We start from the raw sequence: 11,697 nt of genomic DNA, 5'->3' as shown, positions 1-11,697 counted from the left end.
ACGCCAACCCCGCAACTACCTGGCCTTTCTCGGCCTCGCCGCCGCCCTCTGCTGCTACAAACGACTCCTCCGACTCACCACATAGGACACGGTCTAACACCACGAACAGGACCAGGTCTCTTCTTCCCAGGCCGTCGGCAGCACCGGCCACCGCCACATCGTCAGTCCGCACACATCACACTCCACAGGCGGATCCTCACACGCCGGCACGGCCCGCCCCAGCGACTGGCATTGCGCCCATTACCGAACACCCCCACCAGAAAAAACGCTCTTTAAGCGAGCCGTCGGCCGGATGTCAGTCGGCTGACGGAGGCTGTCGGCACGGTGGCCGAGCCATTCTCGTGGAGACATCGAATCCGCCCGGTACCCGGGCGAGACCACGAGGAGCGGACCATGAACACCATCGCGCAGCACTGGGTCAACGGACAGTGGACCGGCTCCGGCTCGGTTCTGGAATCGATCAACCCGGCCGACGGCACGGTCGTCGGCTCGTTCTACGACGGTGGCGAGGCGGAGGCCTCGGCCGCCGTGGACGCCGCCGCCGCCGCGTTCGAGACCACCGAATGGGCGCGCACTCCCTCGCTTCGGGCGACCGCACTCAGCCGGCTGGCCGACGCCCTCGAGGCCCGGGTGCCCGAGGTTGCGGCCATGTTGTCCCGGGAGAACGGCAAGCTGCTGGGTGAGACCACGTGGGAGGTCAGCGGTGCGGTCGGGTGGCTGCGGTACGCGGCGGCGTCTGCGCGCACCCAGACCGCCGGGCGCGCCGCCGAGACAGCACCCGGCCAGTACACCCACTCGGTGCCCGAGCCGCTCGGTGTCGCCGGGATCATTTCTCCCTGGAATTCCCCCATCATGCTGACCGTGCGGGCGCTGGGCCCGGCGCTGGCCGCCGGCTGCACCGTCGTGGTCAAGCTTCCGGCTCAGACGGCGCTGACCAATGAGCTTTTCGCGCAGGTCCTGGCCTCGGTCTCGGAGATCCCGGCGGGCGTGGTCAGCGTGTTCACCGAGTCCGGCAACACCGGGGCCCCGTTCCTGGTTTCCTCGGACAAGGTCGCCGTGATCAACTACACCGGCAGTACGCCGGTCGGGCGCCACATCGCGGCCGCGGCCTCCGCCACGCTCAAGCGGCTCGGTCTGGAGCTGGGCGGCAAGGCGCCGATGGTGATCTTTCCCGACGCCGATCTGGACATGGTGATCCCGACCGTGGTGCAGTCGCTGGTGCTGATGAACGGGCAGTTCTGCTGCACCGGCTCCCGCGTACTGGTTCACCGGGACATCGCCGACCAGGTGCGCACTCGGCTCACCAGCGCGCTCGCGCAGGTGCGGCTCGGCTCGGGCGACGACGAGAAGGCCCAGCTCGGCCCGGTGATCGACCGGGCGTCCGCCCAGCGGGTGGACGCGATCGTCAAGGAAGCCGCCTCGTACGGCACGGTACTGGTGCGCGGCGGTGTGGTCACCGACGGCCCCCTGGCCGCCGGTGCGTTCTACCGGCCGAGCCTGATCGAGGTGGACCGCACCGACGTCCGGATCGTGCAGGAAGAGGTCTTCGGTCCGGTCCAGACGTTCGAGATCTTCGACGACGAGGACGACGCCGTGACCAAGGCGAACGCCACCATCTACGGCCTGGCCGCCTCGGTGTTCAGCTCGGACTCGATGAAGGCCCGCCGGATCGCCCGGCGCATCCGCACCGGCACTGTATGGATCAACACCTGGGGAGCCATCAGCGAGGACTTCGAGGAGGGCGGCGTCAAGGGCAGCGGTTACGGCTATCTGTGCGGACCGCGAGCGATTGAGGAGTTCCAGGCCCTCAAGGTGTATGTGGAGCAGGACCACACCCAGTCCGCTCACTGATCAGGTCATGACCTGGCCTGGCGCCCACCTGGGCGCCGGGCCGTCCCCCTGCACAAGAGGGTGCACCACGGCCTCGATTCTGATCACCGGAGCGACGAACGGTCTTGGTCTCGCTCTGGCTGAGGAGCTTGCGGAAGCCGGGCATCAGGTGCTTCCGCACGGTCGTCACCCGCAGCGACCGGTGCCGGTCGCGCAACGTTTCGGGGCCGAGCACTACATCGCCGACCTGTCCGCTCCGGCCGAGACCCAGCGACTCGCGGCCGAAGTGGCGGCACGGCACGATCGCCTCGACGTGCTGGTCAACAACGCGGGTGTGGGCTTCACCTGGAACGGCAACGCGGGTGTGGGCTTCACCTGGAACGGCACCATCCGAAGCATGTCAGCAGACGGATACCAGCAGCGGCTGGCGGTGAACCATCTGAGCCCTGTGCTGCTTACCCGGCAACTGCTGCTGTTTGCGCGTGGGCAGCCCATCACGCAGCGCCAACATCGCCTCGGTCGCGCAGGGACCGATGGAATCAAAACGATACGCAGCATTTCGATGTGGAGTGGTCCATGAACGAGAGAATTGTTTCCCATGCCTACGGTGCCGACGATCTGGGACTGCCAAGCCCACCGGCAGTGACAGACATCCGGCACACGCTCCGGGAGCAGAGCCGGAACGCGTTCGCGAACGCCGAACCCCGGCTCGGCCCCACCGTTCCGGCCGCCGTCCGGCGTTGGAAGCTGTGGCTCCTCACCGTGTGCGGTATCTACCCCACCATCGTCCTGCTGGGCCTGGCCACGAACCCTGTTCTGGAGGATCTGTACCTGCCGGTGCGACTCGCTGTACTCGTCCCGGCGGCGGCAGCAGCGATGGTCTGGCAGATCAATCCCCGACTGCAGCGGCATTTCGGAGCTTGGCTCACCAGATGACAAGCAGCCCGGCTCCGCCGCCGGTGTGCTCCGCGGCGCCCGCACACCACGGACCACTGCGCAGGCTCACGGCGCGAGGCCGCGACGAGAACCACCGCGGCGTCTCCTCACTGGAGCTCTTCTTCGACCTGTGCTTCATCGTGGCCATAGCCCAGGCAGGCGCCCAGTTGGTGCACGCCATAGTCGAGGGACACACGGGCGAGGGGATCCTCAACTACTTGATGATCTTCTTCGCCATCTGGTGGGCGTGGATGAACTTCACGTGGTTCGCCTCGGCTTACGACAACGACGACGTGCTGTACCGGATCGTCACGCTGATCCAGATAGCCGGCGTGCTCGTCCTGGCGGCGGGCGTCTCCCAGGCGTTCGAGGAACACGCGTACCTGGTCGTCATCCTGGGCTATGTGATCATGCGGCTCGCCATGACGGCGCAGTGGCTGCGCGTGGCGCGGTCGAGCAAGGGCCCCGAGCGGACGATGGCGCTGCGGTACGCCGTCGGGCTGTGCCAGATCGGCTGGCTGGGGCTGCTGGTCCTGCCGGAGGCCGGCCGCCCGTGGGTCTTCCTGGTGATGGCGCTGCTGGAGATGGCCGTACCGCTGTATGCGGAGCGGGCCCACCCCACGCCCTGGCACCCTCACCACATCGCCGAACGGTACGGGCTGTTCACGCTCATCGTGCTCGGCGAGACCATCGCGGCGGCGACCGTCGCCGTGAAGTCGGGGATCGACGAGCACGAGGCCCTGGGTGAGTTGCTGCCCATCGCCGCCGGCGGACTGCTGATCATCTTCGCCGCCTGGTGGGTGTACTTCGCGGTCCCCATCCACGGGCACCTCCGGTCCAACCGGCAGTCCTTCCTCTGGGGCTACGGCCATTACCTGATCTTCGTCTCGGGTGCCGCGATCGGGGCCGGCCTGGAGGTGGCGGTGGAGCAGGCGGTGGGCAAGGCGCACCGTTCGGCGCTGTCCGCGTCGGCGGCGGTGACGCTGCCGACAGCGCTGTTCCTGCTCACGGTGTGGGCGCTGCACTCGCGCTTCTACAAGGTGGGGGTCGCCCAGCAGTCGGTGCTGCCGGCCACGGCGCTGCTGGTGGTCGTCTGTACGTTGCTGGGTCACTGGGCGGTGCTCGCGGCGGGGCTGGTGGCGGCGCTGGCGGTGGCAGCCGGGGTGACGCTGACGGCGCTCGGGGCGAGCCCGGAGCGCGGGAGGGGCGGGGAAAGCGCCGCGGTGCGAGTTCTGTGAGGGCACCCTTGCCGCCGCGGGAACCTGGCCGGCACGGCGTACGACGACGCCCGTGCCATGCGCCCGGTGCACCTGCTCAACGACGGCGACACGTTGTTCACGCCGACGACGGGGACGCACCCGCTCGGCACCGCGAACCCGCTGGCCATGGACGACGTCCTCACGGCGGGGCGCCGACGCGGTGACCCACGCGACCGTACGCGCTGTGGGCACCGCCGAGTGGGTCGCGCACTGATCGACGGAGCCGAGACCACCACGGTCCTCAACGCCGCTCAGGCCGCCACCCCCGACGCCACCCACATCACCGTCATCAGCCAACTCGAAGGGCTCGGCGGGAAGGGCTGACATCGAGGACCTGTTCTCCGCCAAGGACTGCCTCTGGCTCCACGACAGGGCCACGTCACCATCAACGGCGAAGACCTGATCGCCACCGACAAGCCCTTCCCGATCCTCAAGCGCATCGGGATCGCCCGGGACAAGCAGAACAACCCCCGGGGCTTCGACCACGCCGGCCCCGCACACCAGCTCACCCGCGACAAGGAAGCCTTCTTCGAGCAGGTCGACAACGAGACCCTCGACCGCTTCGGGACGGTGTTCAAGAAGCTCACGGTCTGAACCTGCAGGCAGCACGAAACCTCGGGAACCTGCATGAGGGCCCGGGGTCTCGCGCGTGCGTGAATGCGTCCAGATGGGTGACCGTCTGCGGACTACCGGCGTCTTGCCCACTCAACCCCCAGCACCCGCAGCGCTTCCCACTGGACGAGGGGGCGGTAGCCGGCGGAGGCGACCATGCCGGCCGGGTCTTTGCCGGGGCGGGAGGAAGACCGGCACGATGATCCGCGCGACCTCGGTGCTGTCGTTGCGGTGGGGCTGCAGTGCCCGACGGGTGTTCTGCATGATCTTCGTCTGGGAGCTGCAGGTGTCGGCTAAGCAGATGGCTTCACATTCCGTTTGATGGTGGGTGCGATAATTCCTGGTCAAGTGCGTGGCTAGTGTTTCGACTGCTTCGCGAGGCATGGCGAGGAACGCGGCGGATGTGGGCGAAGTCAAGGACAGGCATGGGCGTCGGCCCGACTGGGCTGGTCGGCCGGGAGGGCGAGCTCGCCGAGCTTGCGGCGTTCCTGGACATGGCCGGGATGGACGGAGCCGTCCTGCTGCTCACCGGTGATCCGGGCGTGGGGAAGACGGCGCTCCTGGACGCGACCGCCGAGCTGGCGGTGGCGAAGGGGGTGCGGGTCGTCCGCGGGAGCGGCGTCGAGTACGAGACGGACATCAGCTTCGCGGGGCTCCATCAGCTCGTCGGCTCGCTGCCGGACGAGCTCGGTCGTCTGCCGCGTTCCATGCGGGAGGCCCTCGAGGTCGCCCTCGGTCTCGGCGCCGGTCCCGCGTCGAGCCGGATCGCCGTCCTGAACGCGGCACTGGCCCTGTTCGACGAGGCCGCGAAGGAGCGGCCGTTGCTCCTCGTGGTCGATGACCTTCATGTCGTCGACCAGGCGAGCCAGGCTGCGGTGGGTTTCGTCGCCAGAAGACTGGGGGGCCGCCGCATCGGGCTGCTCGGAGCGCAGCGGCCGGAGTCCGGCGAAACCTTCCCGTCCACCGGTCTGCCGGAGCTCGAGATCGCGCCGCTGGACGACGCGGACGCCCTGCGACTGCTGTCCCGGCGCTTCGCCCACCTCCCCCGCCGGGTCCTTTCGACCGTGGCGCACGAGGCGCGGGGAAACCCCCTGGCTCTGCTCGAGTTCGCCGGGTCCACCGGGGCGTCCGTCGACCAACACGGCCAAGGGGCGGGACGGGCGAGCGGCCCGGGGCGGGATGTCCGCGCTCTGTACGGCGCCCGCGTCGGACGACTGCCGCAGAGAACGCGGGAGGTACTGCTGCTCGCGGCTCTCGAGGGCTCCGGCGACATCGGCGTCCTCGAGGCGGCCGGCGGGCCGGGCAGCCTTGAGGAACTCGCTCCCGCGGAGCGTGACCACCTGGTCATGGTCGAGGAGAGCGGCCGCGCGGTGCGCTTCAGGCATCCGCTGGTCGGGTCCGCGGTAGTCGACGGTTCCACCGGTGAACAGCGGCGCGGCGCCCACCGCCGGCTGGCCGACGCGCTGGCCGACCAGCCCGAGCGGCGCGGTGATCACCTCGCGAAAGCCACGACGGCGCCCGACGAGGCGGTCGCCGCCGTCGTGGAGTCGGCGGCCCGGAGCAGCCTGCGGCGCGGTGACGCCGACGGCGCGATCGCGAGGCTGCGGCGCGCGGCCGAGCTGAGCACCGACCGAGCGGACCGCAGGCGCCGCCTGTCGCAGGCCGCCTATGCCGCCGCCTGGGTCGCGGGTCATCTGGAGGTCAGCCACGAGATCATGCGTGAGGTCAAGGGCGATCCGGCGGCCCGGTCGCTTTCGGCGGCCGCGACGGCCGCCTTCCTGGTGCTCGTCACGGAAGGCGACGCCGATACGGCCCACGCACTCCTGATGGAGGCGGTCGGGCAGGCCTCGGTGATGCCCGGACCGCCGCGTGAGGAGCTGGAGACCGCGCTGTTCACTCTCACCCTCGCCAGCCAGTACTCGGGCCGGCCCGAGCACTGGCAGCCTCTGGTCGACGTGCTCGCCCGGGTCCCCGAGGCGGCGCCCGCCGCCGCGGCGGCGCTGGGGCGCGTCCACCACGACCTCGGCTCCGTTACCGACGGCATGCTGCGCCGCCTGGACGAGGAGATCGCGCGGCTGAGGGACCAGAGTGACGCCGACGTGGTCATCCGCACCGCCCTGACCGCCTCCTACCTCGACCGGATTCCGGGCTGTCGCGAGGCCGTGTCCCGGGTCATACGCAACGGCGACGCGGTGGGATCGAGCATGCCGGCCCTGATGTTCGTCGCCTTGGACGACCTGTACACCGGTCGGTGGGAGGCGTCGGCCGGCGCCGCGGACGAGCTCATCGCACTGTCCGAGGAGACGGGGTACCACCTGTTCGCCCAGGTGGGGCACTACGTCGCTGCGATGGCCGCGGCCCAGCGCGGCGCCCTCGACGCGTGCCGGGAGCACTGCGAGGACATCTGGGGGTGGTCGGGTCCCAGGGGTCTGCGGCGGCTGGAGAACTGCGCCCACCAGGCGGCGGCCCGGGCGGCCGTCGGCGCCGCCGACTTCGAGACGGCCTTCCGGCACGCCACGGCGATCTGCGCCCCGGGTGTGCTGCCGCCGTTCAACCCCGAGGCCGTGTGGTCCGCGCCGGACCTCGTCGAGGCCGCTGTGCGCACCGGGCGGCACGCGGAGGCGCGACGGCACGCGGACGCGCTGTGCGACGCCGGTGTCGGTCACCTCTCTTCGCGGTTCGCGCTGAGCGTGGCCACGGTCACGGCGATGACATCGGCTGCCGAGGACATGGTCCGGTGCTTCGAGGAGGCACTCGGACTGCCGGGCGTCGAGCAGTGGCCCTTCGAGGTCGGCCGTGCTCATCTGGCGTACGGCGAGAGGCTGCGCCGTCAGGGGCTCAACCGCGAGGCCCGGGTGCAGCTGGCCGCCGCCCGCGGCCGCTTCGAGGAGCTCGGGGCCCGTTCGTGGGAGGCCCGGGCCGCGGCGGAGCTCCGCGCCACCGGGATGACGCGGACCGGCCGGGGCAAGGCTGGTGAGGCCCTCACCCCGCAGGAGCTGGAGGTCGCCAGGCTGGCGGCGACGGGGCTGTCGAACCCGCAGATCGCGTCGCGTCTGTTCCTTTCGCCGCGGACCGTGTCGTCGCATCTCTACCATGTGTTCCCGAAGCTGGGGATCACGTCGCGGGCCGAGCTCCGCGACGCTCTGGAGGCGTTGCCTCCCGAGCTTCCGGCCACCCGGTTGTGAGAGCTACCGGTCAGGTCTCAGCACTGCCCCGGTACTGACGTAAGCGAGCCGTCGGCCGGATGTCGGTCAGCTGACGGAGGCTGTCGGCACGGTGGCCGAGCCATTCTCGTGGAGACATCGAATCCGCCCGGTAACCGGGCGAGACCACGAGGAGCAGACCATGTCGTTCGTCACCGCCAGCGACGGAACCGAAATCTTCTACAAGGACTGGGGCTCGGGCCGACCGGTCATGTTCCACCACGGCTGGCCGTTGAGCTCGGACGACTGGGACGCCCAGCTGCTGTTCCTCGTCCAGCGGGGCTACCGTGTCATCGCCCACGATCGCCGAGGGCACGGGCGCTCCGCCCAGGTCGGCCACGGGCACGACATGGACCACTACGCGGCGGACGCCGCCGCCGTGGTGGCGCACCTCGGCCTGCGCGACGTCGTCCATGTCGGCCACTCCACTGGTGGTGGAGAGGTCGCCCGGTACGTTGCCAGGCACGGTGCCGGGCGGGTCGCCAAGGCCGTCCTCATCGGAGCGGTCCCGCCGCTCATGGCCCAGACCGAATCGAACCCGGGAGGGCTGCCGGTCGAGGTCTTCGACGGCTTCCGCGAGGCCATGGCCACCAACCGCTCGCAGTTCTACCTCGACCTCGCCTCCGGGCCGTTCTACGGGTTCAACCGCCCGGGCGCGGACGTGTCCCAGGGTGTCGTCTGGAACTGGTGGCGTCAGGGGATGGCCGGTGGCGCGCAGGCGCATTACGAGGGGATCAAGGCGTTCTCGGAAACCGACTTCACCGACGACCTCCGGGCGATCGACGTGCCCACGCTCATCATGCACGGCGACGACGACCAGATCGTCCCGATCGCCAACTCCGCCGAGATGGCGGTCACGTTGGTCAAGAACGCGCGCCTGAAGGTCTACCCGGGGCTGTCACACGGCATGTGCACCGTGAACGCCGACACCGTCAACGCCGACCTCCTCGACTTCATCGAGAGCTGACACCGGCCCGGTACCGACACACAGCCCGTCAGCACGGAACAGAAAGGAATCACCATGACCGCACCACCCACCGGCTACGTGACCGTCGTCTGGGACGCGAAGGCGAAGGCGGGCAGGGAGGCCGACCTCGAGGCGTTCATCACCGCCGCCGTCACCCCCTCGCGCAACGACCCCGGCAACATCGACTACGAGGCCCACGAAGTCGAGGGCAGGCCCGGCGAATTCGTCATCTACGAACGCTGGGAGACCCGCGCCCACCTCGACGCCCACCTCGCCGCGCCCCGGATGCGGGAACTCGTCCCGCAAATGCTCGAACTGATCGACGGATCCGTCGAGGACGGCATCCGCCTCCTGCGCCCGTTCCGTCCCGCCCACTAGCGCCGGACGTCCGCCGGCACCGACGTCGGCGGCCCGCACCACCGCGAGCCCATCCCGCGGGTGCTCCCGGTGACCGCTTTCCGGGAGCACCCGCTTTGACGACACGCACAGGAGAGACACGACGTGACCACCACATTGATCACCGGCGGCAACAGGGGCCTCGGCCACGAGATCGCGCGCAGACTCGTCCAGGCGGGCCAGCGGGTCTGGATCGGAGCCCGGGACGCCGAGAACGGACGCAAGGCCGCCGACCGGCTCGGCGCCGACTTCGTCCAGCTGGACGTGACCGACGACGCGTCGGTCGACGCGGCGGTCAAGACGCTGCGCGCACGGACCGGCCACCTGGACATTCTCGTCAACAACGCCGGCATCCTCGGTGAAGTGACGGCTCCCGAGGACATGACGGCCGACCAGATCCGCCACGTCTACGAAACCAACGTCTTCGGACTGGTGCGCGTCACGCACGCGTTCCTGCCCCTGCTGCGGGAAGCGACCGCCCCGTCCGTCGTCAACGTCACCAGCGGCCTAAGGGCTGTCCCGTAATCCCTGGTGGATCAGCGCGCGGCGTCAGATACGGTGCATCGCAAGGCGGAGGAGCGTCCGCATACTGGATGTATTCGGGTGTTCCGACAACGCGGCGAGGTGCCGTAGCTGTCGTCGTGCGCCCGCCAGGGAGTACGGGACAGCCCTTAGGCTCGTTCACGCTGACTCACGACCCGGAGCGGGTCGAGTCGCAGTATCCGCTCGCCGCCTACGGCTCGTCGAAGAGCGCGGTCACCATGCTGACCACGCAGTACGCCAGAACGATCCCCGACGTCCGCTTCAACGCGGTGGACCCCGGCCAGACCGCGACCGAGTTCACCGGCCACATCGGGCAGAGCGTCGAGGAGGGCGCGGAGGCGGCGGTGCGCATCGCCACCCTCGGGCCCGACACGCCCACCGGCACGGTGACCGACCGCAGCGGCACGCTCCCCTGGTGACGGCGGCAGGCCCGCCCCCGCGACAGTCCTGGCAACCACTCATCGACTGCTCGGTCCGCACCCTCACCCGCGCCGCACAGGACGCCGCCGGCAACGGAGCGCGGCAGGTGATCGACGAACGCCGCCTCCTCGGCCCCGCCGACTGGACAGCCCGTGCCGTCGCCGCTCACCTCGGCGCTCCCGACGCCGCCGACTTCGGCCGCCTCTTCCGCAACCACACTGGCCTCACCCCCGCCGCCTACGCGGCACAGACGGAATACCGGGACGACAGTTCCAGGCCGGACACCGGTCCAGGTCTTCAATTAAGCGGCCAGTTGAGCGGAGGGAATGGTTCAGGCGGCGCCGGCTGGTCAGTACCGGATCTCTTTGGCTTCGTACCCGGTGAGCCCTGCCGTGATGAGGGCGGGAACCAAGGCATGCAGGTACCAAGCGAGGTCGGTGAACTCCGGCGCCGCCGGGAGGCGCCGACGGTCGATGGAGGGCACGAAAGAGACGTCTGTGCGGCCGGGCATGAACAGGAGCATGCCGCCGGTTCCCGCCTCCGGGTGGTAGACGTTGAAGGCCACCGCGTGCGGCAGGTTCTCAGGCGCGTCCAGCAGCACCAATACATCGCCGATGTCGTCGGGAGCGCTGTCGTACCACTCGCACATGTCGTCCGCGTCATTGATCATGTACGTGACGCGCCCGAGCGACACCTCCACGGACCAGCCCGCCCCGGTGAGGGCGTCCAGAACGGTACGTGCAGTGGTTGGGCACGTGAAACTGAAGTCGATGTCGGCGTCTCTGGATCCCACGGGTCCTCCGGGTAGTGCGAGCAGCAGCCCTACATCCTCGCCCGCGAGCGCAGGCCCGTCGATCTGGTTTTTGTCCAGCCTGGCCGCCAACCCGCTCAACTGGCCAACTGGCCAACTGGCCAACTGGCCAACTGGAATCCCACGTCGCCGGCGAGTGTCGTGCTGACGTGAGGTCCTACAGGTCGAACTCGATGTGTTCGACGTCGGTGAACTCCACGAGGAGTCCGCCTGCCCGGCGGCCGCCGTCGCGGAAATACGTTTCCTGGAGTCCTTCGGCAGCGATGTTCTCAAGCTGTTGGTCGGTGGCGCCTTGGTCGCGGGCTTCGAAGAGGCGTGCGGCATAGGTGGGCGGGAGGGCGACGGTGAGGTGGCGCAGGCGGGCGTCGTCCGTGCTGCCGGGGGCGGCGGTGTAGCCGAAGCGGGCGCGGGTGTCGATGATGATGCCGTGGGTGGTGGCGGCCTTCTGTTTGGCCTGGGCTCGGATCTGGGGCTGCCAGCGCTTGTTGACCTCGCTCTCCAGCCGGAGGGCGAGGTCCTTGCGGGGCGTTTTGATCTGGTTCTTGACGTAGCGTTCGACGGTGCGCTGGCTGATGCCGAGCTGCTGGGCTGCGGCTCTGGTGGATTTCAGCTGTCGGACGAGGTAGCGCATGCGGGCGCCGGCCGAGGTGGGGATCGGTCGGGTGAAGGCTTTGTGGACGGCTTTGTCGAGACCGTCGGCGAGCTGTCCCATCAGCTACT

The 11,697-nt window shown here is 69.5% G+C and carries 11 protein-coding genes and 3 pseudogenes; 11 read left to right on the top strand and 3 right to left on the bottom strand.

Annotated features, from left to right (window positions below; all coding sequences use genetic code 11):
• Positions 1–393 precede the first annotated feature (393 nt).
• The 6 genes and pseudogenes from ABZ454_RS37415 to ABZ454_RS37390 all read left to right on the top strand — a co-directional run bounded on the left by ABZ454_RS37415 (position 394) and on the right by ABZ454_RS37390 (position 4,349).
• Entirely contained in the window at positions 394–1,851 is a 1,458-nt protein-coding gene (locus ABZ454_RS37415) for an aldehyde dehydrogenase family protein (protein WP_359543930.1), read from the top strand.
• Between the two features lie 7 nt (positions 1,852–1,858).
• Positions 1,859–2,410: an SDR family NAD(P)-dependent oxidoreductase gene (locus ABZ454_RS37410; protein ID WP_359543929.1), complete on the top strand. Its 552-nt coding sequence runs from the start codon at positions 1,859–1,861 to the stop codon at positions 2,408–2,410.
• Positions 2,411–2,472: 62 nt separating this feature from the next.
• On the top strand, positions 2,473–2,766 hold the full coding sequence (locus ABZ454_RS37405; RefSeq protein ID WP_271059202.1) for a hypothetical protein: 294 nt from the start codon (positions 2,473–2,475) through the stop codon (positions 2,764–2,766).
• The gene (locus tag ABZ454_RS37400; RefSeq protein WP_359543928.1) at positions 2,763–4,004 is read left to right on the top strand and encodes a low temperature requirement protein A; all 1,242 of its coding nucleotides are present in this window, start codon (positions 2,763–2,765) and stop codon (positions 4,002–4,004) included. Before ABZ454_RS37405 ends, ABZ454_RS37400 begins: the two co-directional genes overlap by 4 nt.
• A 24-nt stretch (positions 4,005–4,028) precedes the next feature.
• A pseudogene (locus tag ABZ454_RS37395) lies at positions 4,029–4,239 on the top strand (hypothetical protein); the annotation flags it as partial.
• On the top strand, positions 4,224–4,349 hold the full coding sequence (locus tag ABZ454_RS37390; RefSeq protein ID WP_359543927.1) for a hypothetical protein: 126 nt from the start codon (positions 4,224–4,226) through the stop codon (positions 4,347–4,349). The pseudogene ABZ454_RS37395 and the gene ABZ454_RS37390, both read left to right, overlap by 16 nt.
• Before the next feature lie 413 nt (positions 4,350–4,762).
• Here ABZ454_RS37390 and ABZ454_RS37385 read toward each other — a convergent pair.
• Positions 4,763–4,946: pseudogene (locus ABZ454_RS37385) on the bottom strand (hypothetical protein); the annotation flags it as partial.
• A 116-nt stretch (positions 4,947–5,062) separates the two neighbouring features.
• Here ABZ454_RS37385 and ABZ454_RS37380 point away from each other — a divergent pair.
• The 5 genes and pseudogenes from ABZ454_RS37380 to ABZ454_RS37360 all read left to right on the top strand — a co-directional run bounded on the left by ABZ454_RS37380 (position 5,063) and on the right by ABZ454_RS37360 (position 10,165).
• Complete coding sequence (locus tag ABZ454_RS37380) at positions 5,063–7,822, top strand: AAA family ATPase (protein WP_359543926.1); 2,760 nt, start codon at positions 5,063–5,065, stop codon at positions 7,820–7,822.
• A 160-nt stretch (positions 7,823–7,982) separates the two neighbouring features.
• Positions 7,983–8,807 (top strand): alpha/beta hydrolase, encoded by an 825-nt coding sequence (locus ABZ454_RS37375; RefSeq protein WP_359543925.1) that lies wholly within the window; start codon positions 7,983–7,985, stop codon positions 8,805–8,807.
• Between the two features lie 54 nt (positions 8,808–8,861).
• Entirely contained in the window at positions 8,862–9,185 is a 324-nt protein-coding gene (locus ABZ454_RS37370) for a putative quinol monooxygenase (RefSeq protein ID WP_359543924.1), read from the top strand.
• A gap of 123 nt (positions 9,186–9,308) precedes the next feature.
• Positions 9,309–9,722: pseudogene (locus tag ABZ454_RS37365) on the top strand (SDR family NAD(P)-dependent oxidoreductase); the annotation flags it as partial.
• 122 nt (positions 9,723–9,844) lie between these two features.
• Positions 9,845–10,165, top strand: coding sequence for an SDR family NAD(P)-dependent oxidoreductase (locus ABZ454_RS37360; protein ID WP_359543923.1), 321 nt, complete (start codon positions 9,845–9,847; stop codon positions 10,163–10,165).
• Between the two features lie 350 nt (positions 10,166–10,515).
• On the opposite strand, the gene ABZ454_RS37355 is transcribed toward ABZ454_RS37360, so the two are convergent.
• Positions 10,516–11,082 carry a hypothetical protein gene (locus ABZ454_RS37355; protein ID WP_359543922.1) on the bottom strand — a complete coding sequence of 189 codons (567 nt, stop codon included), beginning with the start codon at positions 11,080–11,082 and terminating at the stop codon, positions 10,516–10,518.
• 52 nt (positions 11,083–11,134) lie between these two features.
• Positions 11,135–11,689: an XRE family transcriptional regulator gene (locus tag ABZ454_RS37350; RefSeq protein ID WP_359543921.1), complete on the bottom strand. Its 555-nt coding sequence runs from the start codon at positions 11,687–11,689 to the stop codon at positions 11,135–11,137.
• Positions 11,690–11,697: the final 8 nt, after the last annotated feature.

The organism is Streptomyces sp. NPDC005803 (assembly GCF_040630435.1).
Taxonomy (GTDB): Bacteria; Actinomycetota; Actinomycetes; order Streptomycetales; family Streptomycetaceae; genus Streptomyces.
This window is presented reverse-complemented; position numbering and strand designations above follow the sequence as displayed.